At 69.5% G+C, this 20,176-nt stretch carries 19 protein-coding genes; 4 read left to right on the forward strand and 15 right to left on the reverse strand.

Annotated features, from left to right (window positions below; genetic code table 11):
* Positions 1-100: 100 nt before the first annotated feature.
* The 4 genes from egtD to FDA38_RS32520 are packed head-to-tail and all read right to left on the reverse strand — an operon-like array spanning position 101 to position 4,378.
* Positions 101-1,066, reverse strand: a complete 966-nt coding sequence (egtD, locus tag FDA38_RS32505) for an L-histidine N(alpha)-methyltransferase (RefSeq protein ID WP_137258011.1) — start codon at positions 1,064-1,066, stop codon at positions 101-103.
* Complete coding sequence (gene egtC, locus FDA38_RS32510) at positions 1,063-1,824, reverse strand: ergothioneine biosynthesis protein EgtC (protein WP_137258012.1); 762 nt, start codon at positions 1,822-1,824, stop codon at positions 1,063-1,065. Before egtC ends, egtD begins: the two co-directional genes overlap by 4 nt.
* Complete coding sequence (gene egtB, locus FDA38_RS32515) at positions 1,824-3,161, reverse strand: ergothioneine biosynthesis protein EgtB (protein ID WP_137258013.1); 1,338 nt, start codon at positions 3,159-3,161, stop codon at positions 1,824-1,826. The genes egtC and egtB overlap by 1 nt, the downstream gene beginning before the upstream one ends.
* Positions 3,158-4,378 (reverse strand): glutamate-cysteine ligase family protein, encoded by a 1,221-nt coding sequence (locus FDA38_RS32520; RefSeq protein ID WP_137258014.1) that lies wholly within the window; start codon positions 4,376-4,378, stop codon positions 3,158-3,160. The genes egtB and FDA38_RS32520 overlap by 4 nt, the downstream gene beginning before the upstream one ends.
* Positions 4,379-4,579: 201 nt before the next feature.
* Between FDA38_RS32520 and FDA38_RS32525 the strand changes: the two genes are divergently transcribed.
* Positions 4,580-5,221, forward strand: coding sequence for a hypothetical protein (locus tag FDA38_RS32525; protein ID WP_137258015.1), 642 nt, complete (start codon positions 4,580-4,582; stop codon positions 5,219-5,221).
* Here FDA38_RS32525 and FDA38_RS32530 read toward each other — a convergent pair.
* Genes FDA38_RS32530 through folP form a run of 5 tightly spaced genes read right to left on the reverse strand, consistent with a single transcriptional unit; the run spans position 5,178 to position 9,119 of the window.
* Complete coding sequence (locus FDA38_RS32530) at positions 5,178-6,095, reverse strand: alpha/beta hydrolase (RefSeq protein ID WP_137258016.1); 918 nt, start codon at positions 6,093-6,095, stop codon at positions 5,178-5,180. The genes FDA38_RS32525 and FDA38_RS32530 overlap by 44 nt on opposite strands.
* A gap of 32 nt (positions 6,096-6,127) precedes the next feature.
* The gene (locus FDA38_RS32535; RefSeq protein WP_137258017.1) at positions 6,128-6,730 is read right to left on the reverse strand and encodes a TetR/AcrR family transcriptional regulator; all 603 of its coding nucleotides are present in this window, start codon (positions 6,728-6,730) and stop codon (positions 6,128-6,130) included.
* Between the two features lie 11 nt (positions 6,731-6,741).
* Entirely contained in the window at positions 6,742-7,509 is a 768-nt protein-coding gene (locus FDA38_RS32540) for a class III extradiol dioxygenase subunit B-like domain-containing protein (RefSeq protein ID WP_137258018.1), read from the reverse strand.
* Between the two features lie 3 nt (positions 7,510-7,512).
* The gene (locus FDA38_RS32545; RefSeq protein WP_137258019.1) at positions 7,513-8,238 is read right to left on the reverse strand and encodes a pyrimidine reductase family protein; all 726 of its coding nucleotides are present in this window, start codon (positions 8,236-8,238) and stop codon (positions 7,513-7,515) included.
* The gene (gene folP, locus FDA38_RS32550; protein WP_456073111.1) at positions 8,238-9,119 is read right to left on the reverse strand and encodes a dihydropteroate synthase; all 882 of its coding nucleotides are present in this window, start codon (positions 9,117-9,119) and stop codon (positions 8,238-8,240) included. The genes FDA38_RS32545 and folP overlap by 1 nt, the downstream gene beginning before the upstream one ends.
* A gap of 114 nt (positions 9,120-9,233) precedes the next feature.
* Between folP and FDA38_RS32555 the strand changes: the two genes are divergently transcribed.
* From FDA38_RS32555 to FDA38_RS32565, 3 genes are read left to right on the forward strand one after another with little or no spacing between them, the layout of a single operon-like run.
* Positions 9,234-10,550 (forward strand): L-fuconate dehydratase, encoded by a 1,317-nt coding sequence (locus FDA38_RS32555; protein ID WP_137258021.1) that lies wholly within the window; start codon positions 9,234-9,236, stop codon positions 10,548-10,550.
* On the forward strand, positions 10,547-11,296 hold the full coding sequence (locus FDA38_RS32560) for an SDR family NAD(P)-dependent oxidoreductase (protein WP_137258022.1): 750 nt from the start codon (positions 10,547-10,549) through the stop codon (positions 11,294-11,296). The genes FDA38_RS32555 and FDA38_RS32560 overlap by 4 nt, the downstream gene beginning before the upstream one ends.
* Positions 11,296-12,258, forward strand: coding sequence for an aldo/keto reductase (locus FDA38_RS32565; RefSeq protein WP_137258023.1), 963 nt, complete (start codon positions 11,296-11,298; stop codon positions 12,256-12,258). The genes FDA38_RS32560 and FDA38_RS32565 overlap by 1 nt, the downstream gene beginning before the upstream one ends.
* On the opposite strand, the gene FDA38_RS32570 is transcribed toward FDA38_RS32565, so the two are convergent.
* The 6 genes from FDA38_RS32570 to FDA38_RS32595 form a co-directional block, all read right to left on the reverse strand.
* A complete protein-coding gene (locus tag FDA38_RS32570; protein WP_137258024.1) occupies positions 12,248-13,789 on the reverse strand; it encodes a helix-turn-helix domain-containing protein in 1,542 nt (513 codons plus the stop codon). The genes FDA38_RS32565 and FDA38_RS32570 overlap by 11 nt on opposite strands.
* Positions 13,786-14,856 (reverse strand): DUF917 domain-containing protein, encoded by a 1,071-nt coding sequence (locus FDA38_RS32575; RefSeq protein ID WP_137258025.1) that lies wholly within the window; start codon positions 14,854-14,856, stop codon positions 13,786-13,788. Before FDA38_RS32575 ends, FDA38_RS32570 begins: the two co-directional genes overlap by 4 nt.
* 69 nt (positions 14,857-14,925) lie before the next feature.
* On the reverse strand, positions 14,926-16,038 hold the full coding sequence (locus FDA38_RS32580; RefSeq protein WP_137258026.1) for a DUF917 domain-containing protein: 1,113 nt from the start codon (positions 16,036-16,038) through the stop codon (positions 14,926-14,928).
* Positions 16,035-17,108, reverse strand: a complete 1,074-nt coding sequence (locus FDA38_RS32585; RefSeq protein ID WP_137258027.1) for a DUF917 domain-containing protein — start codon at positions 17,106-17,108, stop codon at positions 16,035-16,037. The genes FDA38_RS32580 and FDA38_RS32585 overlap by 4 nt, the downstream gene beginning before the upstream one ends.
* A gap of 55 nt (positions 17,109-17,163) precedes the next feature.
* On the reverse strand, positions 17,164-18,735 hold the full coding sequence (locus FDA38_RS32590) for a hydantoinase/oxoprolinase N-terminal domain-containing protein (RefSeq protein WP_137258028.1): 1,572 nt from the start codon (positions 18,733-18,735) through the stop codon (positions 17,164-17,166).
* On the reverse strand, positions 18,736-20,088 hold the full coding sequence (locus FDA38_RS32595; RefSeq protein WP_137258029.1) for a purine-cytosine permease family protein: 1,353 nt from the start codon (positions 20,086-20,088) through the stop codon (positions 18,736-18,738).
* Positions 20,089-20,176 lie beyond the last annotated feature (88 nt).

Raw genomic sequence — 20,176 nt, forward strand, 5'->3', positions numbered from 1 at the left:
GAAGCCGAACTCGACCCGGCACCTAGCTCCCTCTATATTCTCTTTCTCTTTTCTTGTCTTCCCTGCTTTGTTCTTTGTTCTTTGCTCTTTTTCTTGACAGCTAGACCGCTTGCCAGAGTGAGAGGGAGAAGCGGGCTTGGGTGTCGGTCCACCAGGCGGCTGGGGTGAAGCCTGCTTTGTCGAGTTCGGCCTCGACGCCGGAGCGGTGGAACTTGGCGGAGATCTCGGTGCTGAGCTCCTCCCCTTCGGCGAACGTGACCTCGAGGTGGATCTCCGGGATCAGCACCTGCATCGCGCGGGTGGCGCGCAGGTGCATCTCGATCCACTCGTTGTCGGCGTCCCAGATCGCGACGTGTTCGAACGCGTCGACGTCGAAGTCCGCGCCGAGCTGCCGGTTGATGACCCGCAGCACGTTCTTGTTGAACTCCGCGGTGACGCCGGCTGAGTCGTCGTACGCCGCGACCAGCGTGGCGGGATCCTTGACGAGATCCGTGCCGAGGAGCAGCCACTCGCCGGCCTCGAGGACATCGCGGATCGAGGTGTAGAAGGCCTCGCGCTCGGCCGGGATCAGATTGCCGATCGTGCCACCGAGGAAGGCGACGATCCGCGGCGGTTCACCGGGCAGCTTGTCCAGGTGCGCGGTGAAGTCGCCGACCACGCCGTGTACGTCGAGCGTCGGGTAATCGACGTTGATCGCGTCGGAAGCCTCCCGCAGCGCGGACTCCGAGACGTCGAGCGGTACGAAACTGGTCAGCGTGCCGCGGTCGCGCAGCCCGTCCAGCAGCAGCCGGGTCTTCTCCGACGATCCGGATCCGAGCTCGACCAGCGTGTGCGCCTTGGTGATCGCCGCGATCTCACCGGCCCGGGCGCGCAGGATCTCCCGCTCGGCCCGGGTCGGGTAGTACTCCGGCAGGCGGGTGATCTCCTCGAACAGCTCACTCCCCCGCGCGTCGTAGAACCACTTCGGCGGCAACCACTTCGGCGTCGCCGACAGCCCCGCCCGAACGTCCTCCCGCAGCGCACGAGACACGTAGTCCGGGGTCAGATGTACGTCGATGAGGGTCACTCTTGTCCTTCCATCGGGGTGATGTGCAAGGTCGTGGCGGTAGCCACCAGCAGTGAACGATCGGGTACTTCGGTCCACTGGTGGGGACCGAAGTGCTCGGAGCTGACGGTCACGGAGTCGGCGGTCCGGTGAACGTGCAGGGAGTGGGTCCAGGTGGTTGCGATCAGTTGCTCGCCGTCGGTCAGCAGGACGTTCAGCCGAGAACCGGGCGCGGCCGCCTCGACTTCTTGGACGACGGTCGCGACCGCGTCGGCCGGCGGGACGCCTTCGGTCAGGCGGTTGGTGATGAGCGCCCACAACAGCGCCGAGTCGACCGAAGCGTCGAGCTGGAGCAGGTCCGCGACCGGGAGCCGCTCAGCCAGCTTCAGTGTCGAGTCGGGCCAGCCGGGGATCCGTCCGTTGTGACTGAACAGCCAGTTGCCGTGCACGAACGGCGCGACCGCCGCTTGCCCGTACGGCATGTTGACCGTCCCGTTCCGGATGGCGGCGATGACTGCGCCGGAGCGGATCGAGCCGGCCAGACCGGGGAGGTTCTCGTCGGTCCAGATCGGTACGTTCCGCCGGTACCGGACCGGGCCGCCGGACACGACGACATCACCCTCGGGGTACCAACCGAGGCCAAAGCCGTCGGCGTTGACCGAGCCGCCGCCGCGCATGTCGGCGGGGGCCCAGCTCTGTTCGTAGAGCGAGTGGTCGGGGTCGAGGACGAGTGACGCCAGGGTGACCGGCGGGCCGAGGTAGGCCAGATGGCGGCACATCAGTCGTGCAGCTCCTCGGGGCGCGGGTCGCGGGCGCAGCGGAAACCGGCAAAGATCTGCCGCCGGATCGGGTAGTCCCAGTTCCGGAAGGTGCCGCGGGCAACGATCTCGTCGGTGCCGAACGAGCCGCCGCGCAGTACCTTGTAGTCGGGCCCGAAGAACACCAGCGAGTACTCGTCGTACGGCCACGCGCGGAACCCGGGGTACGCGTGGAAGTCGCTCGACGTCCACTCCCAGGTGTCGCCGATCAGCTGCTCGACGCCCAACGGCGACGCACCCGCCGGGTACGCCCCGACCGGCGCCGGCCTGAGGTGCCGCTGGCCGAGGTTCGCGTGCTGCGGCCCGGGCGACTCGTCACCCCACGGGAACCGCCGCGTCCGGCCGCTGGCCGGGTCGAACCGGGCCGCGAACTCCCACTCCTCCTCGGTCGGCAGCCGCTTCCCGGCCCACTTCGCGTACGCCTCAGCCTCGTAGAAGCACACATGCATCACCGGCTCGTCCAACGGCAACCGCTCCCGGTGCCCGAACCGCAGCCGCCACCACTCCCCGTCCTGCGACTCCCAGAACCGCGGCGCGACCAGCGAAGCCCTCTGCACGTGCGCCCATCCGGCGTCGGACCACCACTGCGGATCCTGATACCCACCGCCGAGCACGAACGCCAGGTAGTCCCCGTTCGTCACCGGGACCGTGTCGATCACGTACGGCGCCACGTACACCGCATGCGCCGGCCGCTCGTTGTCCAGCGCCCACGGCTCGATCGACGTACCCATCTCGAACACACCGCCCGGGACGAACACCTCCTTGCGGCTCAGCTCTCGCCCGGGAGGCGGCGGTGGCGCGTCGAGCACCGGACCACCGGTACGGAGCTGGTGCGTCGCGAGCATCGTCTCGTCGTGCTGCTGCTCGTGCTGCGTGATCATGCCGAACGCGAACGCGTTGTCGACCAGCTCCCGCCCGGCGTCGAACTTCACGTGGTCCAGCACGTCCATGACCTTGTCGCGTACTTCGGTCACGTACGCGCGGGTCTCGGACGGGCCGAGCAGCGGCAGCGCAGGCCGCTCCGCGCGCGGATGCTGGAAGGCGTCGTACAGCTCGTCGATGTCCTGGCGCAGCGGCTCGCGGCCGCCGACGTCGCGGACCAGCCAGAGCTCCTCCTGGTTGCCGATATGCGCGTAGTCCCAGACCAGCGGTGACATCAGCTTGGAGTGCTGCCGGACCAGGTCGTCGGTGTCGACCGCGTCGGTCAGCTGGACGGTCCGCGACCGGGACCGCTCGAGTTGCTCGCCGACGAAGGTGCGCAGGCCTTCCGGTGACAGATCTGATAGTTGGTGATTCACGAAGCTCGCCTTCCGTGGGTGTCGTCGACGATGCGCTGCAGCCGGGTTGCGACGGCAGCGATGAGTTCGGGATCCGCACCGGTCCGGTCGAGCACCTCGGTGGCCAGGTCGACCACGTCTCGCGCGGCCTGCAGGACCAGCTTGTCCTCCAGCCCTTCGCGGGCCGCCGGGAACCAGCGGCCGGCTGCGGGCTCGGCCGCGGCCAGCACCTGGTCCATCGGAGCGGACATCAGTGCGGTGAGCAGCAGGGTCGGGGCGATCCACCCGTCCCCCGGCTGCGCGTCGAGGTAGCGCACCTCGAGATACCCGCGCGGCCGGACCGGCGGGAACAGCGTGGACAGGTGGTAGTCCAGGTCGTCGTACGTCGGTCTGTCGCCGGGCAGCTGTCCGTCTGCCCAGGCACCGAAGGTCAGTCCGGTCGGTGCGTCCCAGGTGTCACCCCGGCGGAGGCAGAGGACCGGTGCCTCCATCGCCGTCCGCGCCCAGGCCGCGGCCGGGTCGCCGTCGAGTGGCGGCGGCTCGGTGAACGGGGCACAGGTCCCGAAGGTCGCCTCGGTCCGGGCCGAGGCCCACCCGGTGTCCGAACCGGCGCGACGACGGGAGTTGGCGAAGAGGCCGACGAGGGCGGGACCGAGATCGTGCAGAGCGCGCCAGCGCAGCGCGGTCTGATCGGTCTCGCCGGCGTCGAGGCAGATCTGCAGGCCCGCCGTACTGCACATCATCCGCGGGCCGTGCGGTCCGAGCCGCTGGAATGCGTGTTCCATCGCCGCGTAGCGCGGGACGGTGAGGATGCGGCGGGGTGCGCGGAAGGCGTCCAGGCCGTAGTCGCCCGGGATCAGGTCCGCGTCGAGAAGGAGCGCCGTGAGCTCGGCGGCGTCGGCGGCGGTGTCGTCGATCAACCGGGGAATCGATTCCGCCGCGGGCACTGAGATCTCTACCTGGCCACCGGGCTCCACGGTGACCAGAGCGCCCCGGCTCAGCGGCAGTTGCGGACTGCCTCTCACCAGGGTCGCGGGGGCGTGCAGCCCCAGGGCTTTGCTCAACCGGCCGGCGTCGAGGGGCCGGTGCGGATCATCCGCGTGATGCACCGTCCACTCGAGCTCGACGCCGAACAGCCGAGGTGGACCGTGCTTGAAACAGACCATCGCGACGTACCCCTCCGCCTCGGCCCGGGAGCCGATCGGAGTCGTCGCCGGAGAACCACCGGGCGAGGTCACGTCAGCGAACCTAGCTCCGGGTCAGAGGCTGGACAACCGACCAGAAACTTACCGATCGGTGACGCCTGGGCAGCGGATCGACTCATGCCCGCCATGTTCCCCGCGGCCACCGACACTTTCTGGCCGGATCAGGACAGCGCATTTCGCTCTGAGCGAAACGCCGTCGGAAGGTCCGCGATCCGCCTTGGTTAGGGTCTGGGGGTGACTCTGACTCGGTGGCACGTCGGCCCCTGGACCACTCGCGGCACTCGTCCTGGCGAGCCGCTCGAGCCCGGGCGGAAGCGGACGCCGGACGAGCTGAACTTCGACGTGGTGGGGCTGGCGCGGATCCTCGGGCGGCGGTTGTCCGGGCGGGAGGAGCTGCAGGTCCGGATGTGGCAGAACGAACTGCGGCCGACGCACACGCGACTGGTCGGAGTACACACGCTGGCCGACCCGTCCAACGCCCAGCTCCTCCAGGACACCGCCCAGCAGGCCCTCGCCTGGCTGGCCGAGCGTGCACCAGCTGGCTATCAGTTCGTCCTGACAGACGCCGTCGAGCTGCGACCGGTGCTCGACCCCGACGCAGAGGTGGTCGCGGTTGAGGCGGTTGTCGAGCTCGCCGGCGTGGACCTCCCAGCGGCGCGACTCGCGGCGGCTCATGTACGACGTGCCGCGTCAGGCGCCTGGTACGCCGGGGACGCCGTCTGCAACTGGTCCGGCCCGCACGAGTCAGCCGAGGCCGCAGTCACCGCCGTACAAGCAGCACGAGACGAACTGGTCGAGCAGTTGCGCGCGGCCGGCCGGGACGAGTTCGCGGCTACCGCACCTCGGTGGCCGGCTGTTCCGGTTGAACCTGCCTAGACAGGTGCTTGCGGAGGAAGGTCAGCTCGGCTTCCACAGTCTGTTCGTGGGAGTCGAGGAACGGGGCGTAGTGGCCGCCGGGGACTTTGAGGACGGTGCTGTTCGGGGTTTGGGCGGCGGCTTTCAGAGTGGGTGCGGCGAGGGCTGATTGGTCGTCTTCGCAGACGACGTACAGGAGTGGGTAGCGGACGCTCGGGGCGTACTTGATCGGGCGGTAAAAAGCGGCCGGGAAGACGGAGCGGGCGGCGAGGGTCTGTTGCCAGTCGCGGTAGCGGTTGTCGGGGTCGAGAGCCTCGTCGGTCTGTTGCGCGTCGGGGGTGTTGAGGAGGGCGACGGTGCCGGGCGGACCGGCTAACGCGACCAGTCTGGGTTTGCGGCCGAACAGAGCGCCGAGGTTGTCGAGGAGGGCGCGGCCGACCAGGCGGAGGGCGGCTGCGGGGGTTTGGTAGCGGGACGCATTCCGGGTGACGGTCGGGCCGTCGACGTTCGCGGACTGGGCGATGGCGGCGGAGATGCCGAGGTCTTCCGAGGCGAGCTGGAGGATGTAGCCGCCGGGGAGGGAGAACGCCCAGATGGCCACGCGCTCCACGCCCGGCAGCGTGGCGGCGCATGAGATCGCGGCCCGCCAGTCGTCGAGCTGGTCGGGGATCCGGGCGACCTGGCGCGGTTCGCCGGCGCTCTCGCCGAAGTTCCGGTGGTCGAAGGCCAGCACGCTGAACCCGGCCGCATTGAACCGCTCCGCGAAGCGGTCCGTCCCCGGCTCCTTCGTCACTGCGAAGCCGCCGGTCATCACCACGCACCCACCGTTGGTCCCCGGGTAGTGCCAGGCCGCGCACGCGACCCCACCACTGATGAAGCTCACTTTCTCGCGCATGAGAAAAGTGAACCACGTGGTTCGCAAACTGTCTACGCCTGTTCTTCACGCTCCAGTGCGCGGGTCAACGCCGCCAGCCCGGCGTCGATCCCGGCCGCGTCACCGCTCGTCCGCCACTCGATCAGGAACCCGCGGAGGGTGGCGAGGATGAACTCGGCCACCTCTTGCCGGCGCTGCTCGGACCACGACTCCGGGCAGAGTGACAGCAGCGTGGGCAGGTACTGGCGGGAGGCCGTCCGCGCGAGGTCGGCGTACCGTCCGGCGTCGTACATCGCGAGCCCGATCGCCTGGTCGAGGACCCACGACTCCTCGCCGATGAGCGTCGGCCACATCGAGCGCACGCGGTCGGCGAGACTCCGGTTGTCTGGGCCTTCGGTCGCGGCGGCGAGGGCGCGGGTGATGCGGCGTTCGCGGAGCTGGAGGACGGCTTGGGTGAGGAGGTCTTCGGCGCCTTCGAAGTGGTAGAGGAGGACCTTGTGGGTCGTACCCGCCGCTCGTGCCGCGCGGCGGAGCGAGAAGTCGACCAGGCCGTTGGTACCTAGTTCGTCGGCGACCTTGTCCAGCAGTTCGCGGCGCCGCGCCTCACCCCGCGGCGATTTCACCGACCGTCGATACCCCGCACGTTCCTCAGTCACGGGGCCAGTATCTAGGTGAATGATGCGACGAGGTAGCCGACGCCGTACGGGGCGGCGTTGTAGGTCAGATCGGCGGTCAGCGCGGTGCCTTCTAGTGCTCCGGCGAGGACTTGCCAGGGGGCTCGGCCTGCGGCTTGGAGTTCAGTGGCCAGGTCCGGGTCGAGGGCTTTCAGTACGTCGAGATCGCTGCGCTGCAAGGCGGTTGCGACGGTGGTGTCGAAGATCTCGGCGCGGGGGTGGAGGTGGACCGGTGAATGCTCGCTCCGGCGCGCCGAGCCGTCACCCATCACCAGCAGGCCGACGCGGTCGTTGCCTGCAGCAATCTCCCGGCCGAGCCAGATGCAGTCGTCCGGCGTCGCGGTTGTCGGCACGGCGACATACGTGCGCGGCAGGCCGGTCGCCTTGGACTGCTCGAGCAGCCAACCGCCCATCGCCAGGGAGAGCGGGAGGACAGGATCGCCCGAGCCGAACCGCACGCCGGGCGCACCGTAGGCCGCAAACGAGCCGCCTGCGGCGGCGGGATAGGTGGCGGGCGTCAGGTGGGGGGCGGAGGTTGAGGGAACGGCGGAGGACGAGCGGGCCGCGCGTGCTGCGGCGGACGACACGGCGGGTGGCGTCGGCGCGGAGCCGATGACTACGACTGCTGACGCGACCGACAGCGTGTCTATTGCGGCTAGGCAGGCGGCTCGCAGCTCGTCCAGGTCGGGGGCGGCACCGGAGGCGACTTCGGGGACCAGGAGGGGCGGGTGGGGGCAGACCGCGGCCGCGACTACGGACACGGGTCAGGCCTCTCGGGTGTAGCGGAAGAAGAGGTAGTCGTCGCTGGCTTGCAGGGTCGACCTCAGCTTCATCTGGCGGGTGAGGGTGGTTGGGAGACCTGCTGTGATGCGGCCGGAGCCAGGGCCGGCCAGGAGTGGGGCGAGCGCCAGGCACAGTTCGTCGACCAGATCCGCCGCCGTGAGTGCGCCCAACAGGTGCGGTCCGCCCTCACACAGCACCTGCGGCATCCCGCGCGCGGCGAACTCCTCGACGACCGCCTGGAGGTCGACCTCACCGGCACCCAGGACGATCAGGTCCGCGACCTCGCCCAGCGCCTCCCGCCGCTCCGCCGGTGACGCCTCGTGGGTGACGACGATCGGCCGTACGGCGGACTGGAACACCGGGTTCACCGGGCTCAACTCGAGCCGCGACGACACGATCGCCAGCGTCGGGTTCTCCGCCAGCCCCGCCGCCGTGCGCCACTCCCGCGCCGCCTTGGACAGCCGCAGCGGGTTGTACCCCTCGTCACGGATCGTCCCCGCGCCGACCAGCACCACGTCCGCCAACCGCCGGACCATGCTGAACACCCGGCTGTCGGAATCGCTCGACAACGCCTTCGACTTCCCGTCGATCTCGACCGCGCCGTCCAGGCTGCTGACGAAGTTCGCCCGCAGATGCGGCGTCGACCGGTCCTCGACCTCGTAAACCGCGATCAGTTCCTCGTCGGTCAGTTCGTCGAGTCCACGCATCAGGCCAGGCTCCTTCGGGTTCCGGCGGGCTGCGCACTGCCCCGCAGTACGGCGATGAAATCGAGCGCCTGACGAGCAGCGGGTACGTCGTGCACCCGGAAGACCCGCGCACCGAGCCAGGCGGAGATGCTCAGCGCCGCCAGCGTCCCGTTCCCGCGCTGACCCGGCGGCAGCTCCAATGTCTCGCCGATGAAGTCCTTGTTCGACACTGCGACCAGGACCGGCCAACCGGTCGCAGCCAGCTCGTCGAGGCGGCGGGTCAGCTCCAGCGACTGCAGCGTGTTCTTGCCGAAATCGTGCGTCGGGTCGATCAGGATCCCGTCCGGCCGTACGCCGGCCTCGACCGCCCGGTCCGCAAGCGCGGTCGTCGTACGGATCACGTCGGCCACTACGTCGTCGTACGCCATCCGGTGCGGGTCCGTGCGGGGTGAGAGACCGCCGACGTGGCTGCAGACCAGTCCGGTCCCGAACTCCGCGGCGGCGTACACCAGATCCGGATCGGCACCCGCCCAGGTGTCGTTGAGCAGGTCCGCGCCGGCCTCGGCGACCCGGCGGGCGACGCCGCTACGGTACGTGTCCACGCTGATCACCAGCGACGGATGGCGGGCCCGGATACCGGCCACGAAATCCACGGTCCGGCGGAGTTCCTCATCCTCGCTGACGGGTTCGCCGTACCCGGCCTTCACGCCACCGATGTCGACCAGGTCGGCACCGTCCGCGACCGCCTTGTCGATGGCCTCGTACGCCGCATCGGTGGCGAACGTCGCGCCGCGGTCGAAGAACGAGTCCGGCGTCCGGTTGATGATCGCCATCAGCGCGAACTCACCCACCCCGAACGACCGGCTGCCCAGCCGGAGTACCCCGTCGCGCTCGCCAGTCACCCACCGACTGTAACGGGGGCCGCCGCGTACATGCCCTATCAGGTGCCGCGATCGCCACATATCCTATAGGATTCCCTTCGACAGTCCCGCCCACCGCTGCAGATCGGGTTCTCGATGCCACGATTCACCGAGTTCGAGACGTACGACGTCCGCTTCCCCACGTCGCTGGACCTGGACGGCTCCGACGCGATGAACACCGATCCGGACTACTCCGCGGCGTACGTGATCGTGCGGACCGACGCCGGCGACGGGCTCGAGGGACACGGTTTCGCGTTCACGATCGGCCGGGGCAACGATGTCGAGACCGCGGCGATCGAGGCGCTCCGCGACCACGTCGTCGGGCTCGACCTGAACACGACGCTGAACGATCTCGGCGGGTTCTGGAAGTCGCTCGTGCACGACTCGCAGCTGCGCTGGCTCGGCCCGGAGAAGGGCGTCATGCACATGGCGATCGGCGCGGTCGTCAACGCGGTGTGGGACCTGGCCGCCAAGCGCGCCGGCGTACCGCTGTGGAAGCTGCTGTCCGACCTGACCCCGGAGCAGATCGTCGACCTCGTCGACTTCCGCTACCTGACCGACGCGCTGACACCGGACGACGCGCTGGAGATCCTCCGGAAGGCGAAGCCCGGGCGGGCGGAGCGGGAGGCGGTACTGCGCGAGCGCGGTTACCCGGCGTACACGACGACGCCCGGCTGGCTCGGGTATGACGACGCGAAGCTGGTCCGGCTCTGCCACGAGGCCGTCGCGGACGGGTTCACCCAGATCAAGCTCAAGGTCGGCGCGAACCTCGACGACGACATCCGCCGGATGCAGCTGGCCCGCGAGGCGGTCGGGCCGGACATCCGGATCGCGGTCGACGCCAACCAGCGCTGGGACGTCGCGGACGCGATCAGCTGGGTCGGGGCGCTGGCGCCGTACGACGTCTATTGGGTCGAGGAGCCGACCAGCCCGGACGACATCCTCGGGCACGCGACGATCGCGCGGGCGATCGCGCCGATCAAGGTCGCGACCGGTGAGCACGTGCAGAACCGGGTGATCTTCAAGCAACTGCTGCAGGCCGGCTCGCTGTCGGTGCTGCAGCTCGACTCGGCGCGCGTCGCGGGCGTGAACGAGAACATCGCGAACCTGCTGCTGGCGGCGAAGTTCGGCGTACCGGTGTGTCCGCACGCGGGTGGGGTAGGACTGTGTGAGCTGGTCCAGCACCTGTCGATGTTCGACTACGTCGCGGTGAGCGGATCGATGCAGGACCGGGTGATCGAGTACGTCGACCACCTGCACGAGCACTTCCTGGACCCGGTCGTGATCCGGGACGGGCACTACGTGGCACCGGTGCGGCCCGGGTTCGGCGCTGAGATGGACGCTGAGACGCTGACCGACTTCCGGTACCCGAGTGGCAAGATCTGGACTGACCTGGCAGAGGAGAAGAAGTGACGGATTTCGCCGGCCTTCGGGCCGTGGTGACCGGTGGTGCTTCGGGGATCGGCCTCGCGGCGGCGCAACTGCTCGCGGCGCGCGGTGCCCAGGTGGTCGTGTTCGATCTGAAGCCTGAGGTCGACGCACCGCTGACCGGGATCGCCGCGGACGTCACCGACGACGGCTCGATCCGGGACGCGGTCGCGGCCGCGGCGCTGCAGCTCGGCGGGATCGACATCGTGGTGAACAACGCCGGTATCGGCGCGCAGGGCACGGTCGCCGCGAACGACGACGACGAGTGGCACCGGGTGTTCGACGTGAACGTGGTCGGGATCGCCCGCGTGACCCGGGCCGCGCTGCCGCACCTCCGCAAGTCGGAGTCGGCCGCGATCGTCAACACCTGCTCGATCGCCGCGACCGCCGGCCTGCCGAACCGTGCGCTGTACTCCGCGAGCAAGGGCGCCGTCCTCGCGCTGACGATGGCGATGGCCGCGGACCACGTGCGCGAGGGGATCCGGGTGAACTGCGTGAACCCTGGTACGGCGGACACGCCCTGGGTCGGCCGGCTGCTCGACGTCGCAACCGACCCGCAGGCCGAGCGGGCCGCGCTCGAGGCTCGGCAGCCGATGGGTCGGTTGGTGTCGGCGGACGAGGTCGCGAACGCGATCGCGTACCTGGCCAGCCCGTTGTCGGGTTCGACCACGGGTACGGCGCTGGCCGTCGACGGCGGCATGCAGAACCTGCGGCTCCCGGCGGCGCGCTGATGAAGCTCTTCCCGGACGACCAGCGCGTCGGGCTCGGCGGCGCGCCGCTGGGCAACCTGCTCGGCGAGGTCAGCGACGTCGAGGCCATCGCCACGGTCAATGCAGCGTGGGACGAGGGTTGGCGGTACTTCGACACGGCGCCGCACTACGGTCTCGGACTGGCCGAGGAGCGACTCGGCGCCGGGCTGCGGGACAAGCCGCGCGACTCGTACGTGCTGTCGAGCAAGGTCGGGCGGATCATCTACCACGCCGACGAGGCTGCGACGGACGACGAGGGGTTCGCTGTCGACACGACGCGTCGGCGGCGGTGGGACTTCAGCCGGGACGGCGTACTGCGGAGCATCGAGGACTCGCTGCAGCGGATCGGGACCGATCGGCTCGATGTGGTGTTCGTGCACGACCCGGACGATCACTACGAGGAGGCGGTCGCGACCGCGTTCCCGACGCTGATCGAGCTCCGCGACCAGGGCGTGATCGGCGCGATCGGGTCCGGGATGAACCAGACCGCGATGCTGACGCGGTTCGTGCAGGAGATCGACATCGACGTGATCATGCTGGCCGGGCGCTACACGCTGATCGACCCCGACGGCTTGGACGACGTACTCCCCGCCTGCCTGGCAAACAACGTCCAGGTCGTTGCCGTAGGCATCTTCAACTCCGGCCTACTCTCCCAGCCCCGCCCCGCAGCCGGCACCACCTTCAACTACGAGCCGGCCGCCCAAGCCCTCCTCGACAAAGCCAACAAACTCGCCGACCTCTGCGAATCCCACAACACCACCCTCCCCGCCGCAGCCCTCGCCTTCCCGCTAGCCCACCCAGCCGTCGCGGGCATCGCAGTCGGCTGCCGCACCCCCGAAGAAGTCCACACAAACGCAGCCCTATCCCGCACCGAGGTCCCAACAGCCCTCTGGTCCGACCTGAAGTCCGCCGGCCTACTCCGCGAGGACGCGCCTACTCCGTAGGCGTTGTGCGGGAGGCGAGGTGTAGCGCCAGGCGTTCGTCGGGGTTTGTGAGATCTACGCCTAGTAGGTGTTGGATCTTCTGGATGCGGGCCGCGGCTGTGTTGCGGTGGATGCCTAGGACTGCGGCGGTTTCGGCTACTGAGGACTCTGTGTCTAGGTAGACAGCAAGGGTGGTGACCAGGTCGCCGGGTTGGTCTTTGATGGGGGCTAGGAGGGCTTGGGCAGCTGGCTGGAAAGTGTCGGTGCGCGTCCAGGCGAGCAGCAGCTGGGCAAGGCCCAGACGGTCTACGTGAAGGAAACGGCCTGTTTCCGGGCGTCCGCGGGCCAACCCGGCCGCGTCGCCGGCTTCGGCGAGGGTGGTGGCGATTCCGCTCGGACCAGCCTGCACCCGACCGACACCGACGTACGCGTCAACCGTCTTCACCAGCCGACGCTGCACCCGCCGGATCGTCGCCGCCTGCTCCTGCACCTCTGTCGCCGTCGGTTCGCTCACCGCGGTGATCCACGCCGACCACCCATCCCCCTGCTCCACCACAACCGCCTGCAGCCCCTCGGCGTCGAACGCCTCCACAACATCCGTACGCCGCCCCGCAACGTCCACCTGTCCGTCAGCGCCGATCCGGATCCCCGTGTGCCACCCGTCCAGCTGCCACCCCAGATCCACCGCCCGTCGACGCGTAGCCTCCGACGGCTCACCATGCAGCAGCTCACCAAGCAGCGATGTACGTTGGCGTGCATCCCGCTCCAGCTCCAACCGCCGCAACGCCAACCGCTCCCCCACGGCCGGCGCGACCACACTCAGCACCTCAGGTACGGCGGCAACCTCAGCCGGCACCACGTCGGGCAGCCGAGCAACCAACCAGCACACCGGCCCAACCCCCAGCACAGCAACGGCAATCAGCACCGCACCACTGGCCAGATCAACCCGGTACGGCGCAGCCCACCCGACCGGCACCCGAGGCAACGCAGCAACCAGCTCGGTCCGCTCTTCAGGCTCCAGCGGCTCCCCGGCGAGTGTGCCGCCGTCCGCACCAGCCAACGTGACAGGTCGATCCAGGACGCTTGCCGTGGTCCGCAGTACCGAGGCCAGATCACCGTTCGCCCGCCGCAACGCTGACACCGCCCGGAGCACCAGGTCAGACCGGACCACCTCAGGCTCGGCCGTGACCCGCCGCAGCTGCTCGTGCGCGGCCAACGGATCCGGGCATCCCAGCACGGGCAGCTGCAACCGCTCAGCCAGCAGCTGAGCCCCACGTCCCAGCGGCTCCACACCAGCCAGCAACACCGCCCCTGCCTTGGCCGCCGACGCCCGGCTGATCAGAGCGTCGATCCGCCAGTCGGTGTGGTCGTTCGCCAGCAGTACGACGAGCACCTGCCCGTCCAGCGGCTCCGGGTGCACCGACACCTCCAGCGTCACCACGGACCCGGTCAGCCGCGGCCCAGGATCGCCACCGCCGGCCAGCACCACCACATCCCGCCACCCAGGAGACGCGAGCATGGCCGCCAAGGTCGGCGACAGTCCCGGCGTCATGATGCCTCCAGCAACTGCGGTTCGCACGCGAGCCCGAACGCCTGCGGTCCGACATGGGCGATGCGGTCGCTGCGTCGCCACCACGCCGGTCCGGGCAATGCAAGTACCAGGACCTCGTCGCCGGTCCGGATGGCGTCGACAGCGATCGGTTGGAGGGTACGGCGATCCAGCAGGCACAGCAGATCCGGTGTGGTGACCGCAGGCGTACCGTCGACCAGCGCGAGCAGGTACTCGTTCTCGGTCTCGATCCGAATCACCGCACGGCTGCCGGAGTCGACCACGCACACACTGCCGCGACCGAACGCAGCGCCACCATCAGCAATCAAATGCCGAGCGACCTGCTCGACCCGACCACTCGCCAGCAGCCGCCCACCCAAACCGTCAGCAATATCAGCCGGCGTAGCCCACGGCTCCAGCGCAGCATGCGCACGCCCGAGCGCCAGCGCCCGCGTCAAACTCCCCTGTACGGCGTCCGCCGCCGCAGCCTCTACCGGAGTGGGCGCCAGAGCCAGCACCGCCCAGCCACCGGTGTGAGCGACGAAGCTGCGCACAGCTCGCTCAAGCCCGGCCGCATCGACGTTGTCGACCACGATCACCTGACCGCTCGGCTCGCTAAGCGCACAAGGCGTCAGTGAACGCCCCGCCACCGCCCAGGAGAACTGATCCAGCCGCGGCAACGCCCGCCCCATCAGGTCGGCGTCGATCACCGGAAGGCCCAGATCCAGCGCAGCGATCAACGGAGTCAGCCCGTTGAGCCCTCCGGCCTCCAGCGGCATCAGCCCGGTGACGTCCGCACCGGCCCACCGGCTGACCGCCCGCACCGCCGTGTCGAACTCACCACCGCTCGGCAGCTTCTCCATCAGCACACTGGTCGCCCCGACCACACCGATCGGACTCACCAGCGCATCCGGTACGTCGGCGGCGTCCCGCAGTACCAGCTCGCCGTCACCGAGCCGCCGGCGCAACATGCGTCCGAACGACCCCGTGTCGCCGCCACCACCCGACCCCAGCAGGGTGACGCCGACAACCAGCGCTTCCAGGTCCTGCGCCTTGACGACTGTCGTCATAGGCCGATCCTTGCACGACAGGTTGGAATCCCGGCCCGCCGCGGAGGGGTCAGCACGGCGGGCCGAGAGTCATGGGGTGGTTACGAGGTCGCCGCGGCGTTCGACCGGGTTGAACTCCACGTCCAGACCGAAGCAGGACGGTCCGAAGACGGCCAGGGCCTCCGGCGTACGCATCAGGTCAGGCGTCGAGATGCCGACCACGGTGACCCGCTGGCCGTACCGCAGACCCTCTGTGGTGATCGGCTCCGCGGTGTCCGCCTCCAGTACGCAGATCAGGTCCGGCACCGTGCACACCACCTCGCCGTCGACCTCGGCGACCAGGTTCTCGTTCTGGAAGCGCAGTTCGAGCTCCGACGTCCCGTCGTACCCGGTGAAGCGTGCCCGCCCCCGCGCGAAGCCCTCGAGCGTACGGCGTTCCACGTCGACCACCTTCCCGCGGAACAGCACCCGGAGGTGGCTGTACAGCGTCGGCGCCAGCGCGGCCCGGATCGCCTCGACCGGATCCTTGTGCGCCGCCCGCGCCTCCCGGACGGCACGCCCGATCGACAGTCCGAGCGACAGCGTCCGCGGTACGGCGGTGCGCTTCACCTCCGCGCCCGTCATCGAGTACTCCGCGATGTGCGCGACCCCGCCGAGCCGGATCGTGATCCCGCGCGCGAGCCACTCCATCTGCTTGTTGTCCGTGCCGGTGTCGATCACCACGGTCTCGTCGTGCTCGCCCGCGATCGCCATCGGCGACCCCGGTACGCCGTACACCGAGAACGTCTCCATCTGCAGCTCGGGGAACGCCCGGCCCATGCCGTCGGCATCGACCACCGGCAGACCGGTGCGGGCGGCAACGAGCAGCGGGATCATCGAGTTGATGCCGCCGCACTCGATCGGCATCGTGGCGTCGGCGGTCCGCCCGAGGTGCTTCTCGAGCGCTCGCAGCGCGCCGACCGGTTCGCTGCCGCGCGGGATCTTCTCCACGATCACGGTCGGCGCGCCCATCTGCGCGGTCGGGATGACGAACGCGTCGTCGTCCAGCTCGTCCGGGTCGAGGACCGTCACCGGCCCGTGTTCGCGGATCGCCTGCTCGACCAGCAGCCGCCCGATCAGCGGATCCCCGCCACCACCGGTCCCGAGGATCGCCGCCCCGCGGGCGAGATCCCGCAGGTGCTCGATATCCAGCTTCCAGCTCATACGGTCTCCAAAGCCCGGATCGGGTCGAGGTCGTAGCCGAAGTACCGCGGCCCGACCAGCGCGATACCTTCCGGGGAGTGCCAGCGTTCGTCGGCCGGCGCGGCGAGCACGCTGACCCGGTGGCCGTACCGCAGCGCCTCGGTGGTGATCGGTTCGCCGGTCTCGGTGTCGAGCACGATGATCAGGTCCGGCGTGGTGGCGACCGCCGTACCCTCCAGCTCCGCGACCAGGTGCTCGTTCTGGAAGCGCAGCACCATCACGTGACCGTGCGACGCGTCCAGCCCGTCGACGGTCGCGTCACCGCGGGCGAAGCCGGTCGTCGTACGGCGTTGTACGTCGACGACCTTGCCGACATGCAGGAGCCGTCCGCCGAGCTCGCCGACCACGGCCGCGACCGGATCGCTGTGCTCACGCTGGGCCTGCTCGATCGCCCGGCCGATCGTGACGCACTTGCTGAGCGTGCCGGCGACGAACGCGCCGCGGATCTCGGCGCCGGTCATCGCGTACAGCGAGACGATCGCCGAACAGCCCATGTCGATCGTCGCCGAGCGGGCCAGCCGTTCGGCCCATTCGTTCGTGACCGTGTCGAAAACGCCGCGGTTGCCCTTCTCGTCGACGATCGACATCGGGGTCGCCTCGATCCCGGCGAGCGTCGGCAGCACCATCTGCAGCTCGGGGAACGCGCGTCCCATCCCGTCGCCGTCCACCAGCGGCAGCCCGAGCTGCGCGGCGGCGATCACCGGTACGGTCGAGTTGACCCCGCCGGCCTCGATACAGGCGAGGTGGGTCGGCGTCTTCCCGACGTACTTCGCCAGCGTCTGCACCGCGACCGAGATCTGGTCCGCGGACGGCAACTTCTCCACCATCACCGTTGGTGCGCCCATCATTGCCACCGGCAACACGCAGGCGTCGTCCGGAAGGTCGCCAACAGCAACGATCTCCACCGGCCCGTGCTCCCGCACGGCCTGCTGCGCGAGCAGCTTCCCGATGTGCGGATCCCCTCCGCCCCCGGTGCCCAGCACGGCGGCACCGCGAGCAAGGGACCCCAGGTCCTCAGCCCGAAGCTTCATCGCAACCACTCCACCCCGGCCGCCCGGCGGGCATGCACTCGCCCCGCGGTCGCGCTCACGACGCCTCCCCGAGGCGCAGGTCGCCGACGGCCTTGCAGCGGATGCGGGTCGCGTTGCCCGGCAGGTACGGGATCGGGACCTCGTCGAAGTCCACGATCCGCACGGCCGCAGGATCGGCGCCGGCCGCGATCGCACGGTCGACGGCCTCCTGCCGCGCTTCGTCCACCACCGCGTCCCGGCGGCCGGGATCGATCGCGTACACCCGGTCGACCTCGCCGCCGACCTGCGCGATCGCCGCGCCGATCGCGTTCGCGACCGCGAAGTGATCCGGCCGATGGACGGCGAGACTGCCGGGCAGATCGTCCGGCAGCAGGATCGACCCACCGCCGACCGCCACCACGGGGAGCGGGTCAGGCGACGTACGCATCCGCTCGACCGCGTCCGCGATATCTGCCGCCACCCGCGCCAGAGCCGACTTCACCAGCGTCGGATCCAGATCCGCGACCGCTGCGACGTCGCCAACCTCAGCACGACCGGCTGCGACAGCGATGTCCGTCGCAGTCAGTGTCTTGCCGCCGAAGACCAACGCCTCCTCGGTCAGCCGATAGCCGACCGAGCGCGGCCCGACCGTCACCTGGTCGTTGCCCTCGGCCACCAAGCTGCCGCCACCGATCCCGATGCTGAGTACGTCGGGCATCCGGAAGTTCGTCCGCACGCCGGCGACGTCGACCTCGGTCGTCGCCTCGCGCGGGAAGCCGTGGGTGAGTACGCCGACATCGCTCGTCGTACCGCCGACGTCGACGACCGCGCAGGTGTCGAGCCCGGACAGCAATGCCGCACCGCGCATCGAGTTCGTTGGGCCGGACGCGAACGTGGCGACCGGGTACCGGCGGGCGAAGTCGACGTCCATCAGGGTGCCGTCGTTCTGGCTCAGGTACAGCGGCGCGGAGATGCCGTGACCGGCGACCGCACCGGACAGTCCGTCGACGATGCTCGCGGCCAGCTCGCGGAGCGCGGCGTTGATGATCGTCGCGTTCTCCCGCTCCAGCAGGCCGATCCGGCCGATCTCGTGCGACAGCGAGATCGCCACGTCGTCGCCGAGCTCGGAGCGCAGGATCTCCGCCGCACGCAGTTCGAACTCGTTGCTCACCGGCGAGAACACCGACGAGATCGCCACCGACCGTACGCCGTGCTTCACCATGTCACCCGCGTGCCGGCGCAGCTCGTCCTCGTCCAACTCGGCGATGTGCCGGCCGTCGAACTCGTGCCCGCCGTGCGCCAGGTAGCTCCGTCCGCTGATCGCCTCGACCAGCCGCTCCGGCCAGTCCACCAGCGGCGGCAGCGAGGCGGTGGCCGGCAGACCGAGCCGGAGCGCCGCCGTCGGAGCCAGCCGCCGCGCCTCGACCAGTGCGTTGATGAAGTGCGTGGTGCCGATCATCACGGCCTGGACCTGCGCCGGGTCGAAGGATCGCTCCGCCTGCAGCCGGTCCAGCGTGTCGATGATGCCCGCGGTCACGTCCGCGCTGGTCGCGGACTTGTTGGCCGCGAGCACGCTGACATCCCCGCCGGTGCCATCGAGCAGCACGGCGTCGGTGTTGGTGCCACCGACATCGATGCCGATACGCATTCAGATCCTCCCAGGTTGGGCTACGACGCCGATCTCGGCCGGCGCACTGTCCATGGTGCGGCTTGTCCCGACGCCGCGGATCAGGCCGAGCCTGCCCGCCACGACGTACGCCAGGAAGCCGACGACGAGTGAGTTGATGCTGGGCAGTCCCCAGCCGACGTACTTGCCGATCAGCGCGGCGCCGATCCAGATCACGATCGTGGCCGGCACCCAGGTCGGCGCGGTCGCGGGCAGCGTGCCGGCGGCTCTGGTCGCGTCCAGGTCGGGGCGCCAGCGCTTCACCACGAAGTACTCCGCGACCATGATTCCGGCGATCGGCGGGAACGCAACGCCGAGCACGGTCAGGAACTCGGTGAACTTGTCCAGGATCCCGCCGGCCGCGAGCACACTGCCGAGTACGCCGACAACCAGCGTGACCACGGCCCGGTTGACGTGCCGGCCGAAGACCGTGCCGATGAAGTTCACGATGCCCAGGCCGGAGCTGTAGAGGTTCCAGTCGTTGATCTTGATCGTGCCGAGGATGATCACCAGCGTGCCGACCCAGCCGACCGACGAGGTGACGATCGTGATCACGTTCGCCGAGCCGACGGCGTGCGCGAGCAGTACGCCGACCAGGCCGATCACGTACTCGCCGAGCGTGATGCCGAGGATGGTCTGCTTGACGACGTCGCCGACGCTGCGGTTGAAGCGGGTCATGTCGGGCGTGATCACCGCGCCGACGATGAATCCGCCCGCGACGAGCGTCGTACCCTCGAGCAGGCTCAGGTGCGGGCCGGGCGGCGCGGCGTTCACCAGCGAGCCGAAGCTGTGGTCGGACAGCTCGCTGATGATCGACCAGCCGACCAGGACCAGGAAGGCCGGGACGGTCACGTACGCGACCCAGGCCATCGAGTGGAAGCCGCGCAGTACGACGAGCGTCACCGCGAGACCGAAGACGAGTGACCAGCCCCAGGTCGGGAGTACGCCGATCAGCTGGCTCAGACCGGCCGCGGACACCGCGGACTGGATCCCGAACCACCCGATCAGGCTGATCCCGATCGCGAGCCCGATCAGCGACGAGCCGGCCTGGCCGAAACCGGTCCAGCGCGCGATCACCGACGTCTGCAGACCCTCGCGGGCGCCGATGACGCCGATCAGGATCGCCACGAGTTCGAGGATCACCGCGCCGAGCGTGAGCGCCCAGAACGCGGTCCAGAAGCTCATGCCGAACCCGAGCGTCGCGCCGAGCAGGAACTGACTCAGCGCCGAGATCTGCCCGAACCGCTGGGTCGCGACAGACCACCAGGAGTACCGCGCTTGCTCCGGGACGCGGGCGAGCGCGTAATCGTCCGCACCAACAGATGTACCGGCCATGAAAACCTCCAGCCCTGGGATTTCACCGAACGTACGGCTGTTGGCGGGCTGTCTCACCGTCCAGTGTGCACACTCGACCGGGCTTCAC

The organism is Kribbella jiaozuonensis, from assembly GCF_005233875.1.
In the GTDB taxonomy this organism is placed as follows: Bacteria; Actinomycetota; Actinomycetes; order Propionibacteriales; family Kribbellaceae; genus Kribbella; species Kribbella jiaozuonensis.

Coding starts and splice junctions, on each gene's coding strand:
- egtC (WP_137258012.1), bottom strand. CDS start 1,824: ATGTGCCGCCATCTGGCCTACCTCGGCCCGCCGGTCACCCTGGCGTCA.
- FDA38_RS32530 (WP_137258016.1), bottom strand. CDS start 6,095: ATGCGCGAGAAAGTGAGCTTCATCAGTGGTGGGGTCGCGTGCGCGGCC.
- FDA38_RS32545 (WP_137258019.1), bottom strand. CDS start 8,238: ATGCGTGGACTCGACGAACTGACCGACGAGGAACTGATCGCGGTTTAC.
- FDA38_RS32555 (WP_137258021.1), top strand. CDS start 9,234: ATGCCACGATTCACCGAGTTCGAGACGTACGACGTCCGCTTCCCCACG.
- FDA38_RS32565 (WP_137258023.1), top strand. CDS start 11,296: ATGAAGCTCTTCCCGGACGACCAGCGCGTCGGGCTCGGCGGCGCGCCG.
- FDA38_RS32570 (WP_137258024.1), bottom strand. CDS start 13,789: ATGACGCCGGGACTGTCGCCGACCTTGGCGGCCATGCTCGCGTCTCCT.
- FDA38_RS32575 (WP_137258025.1), bottom strand. CDS start 14,856: ATGACGACAGTCGTCAAGGCGCAGGACCTGGAAGCGCTGGTTGTCGGC.
- FDA38_RS32580 (WP_137258026.1), bottom strand. CDS start 16,038: ATGAGCTGGAAGCTGGATATCGAGCACCTGCGGGATCTCGCCCGCGGG.
- FDA38_RS32585 (WP_137258027.1), bottom strand. CDS start 17,108: ATGAAGCTTCGGGCTGAGGACCTGGGGTCCCTTGCTCGCGGTGCCGCC.
- FDA38_RS32590 (WP_137258028.1), bottom strand. CDS start 18,735: ATGCGTATCGGCATCGATGTCGGTGGCACCAACACCGACGCCGTGCTG.
- FDA38_RS32595 (WP_137258029.1), bottom strand. CDS start 20,088: ATGGCCGGTACATCTGTTGGTGCGGACGATTACGCGCTCGCCCGCGTC.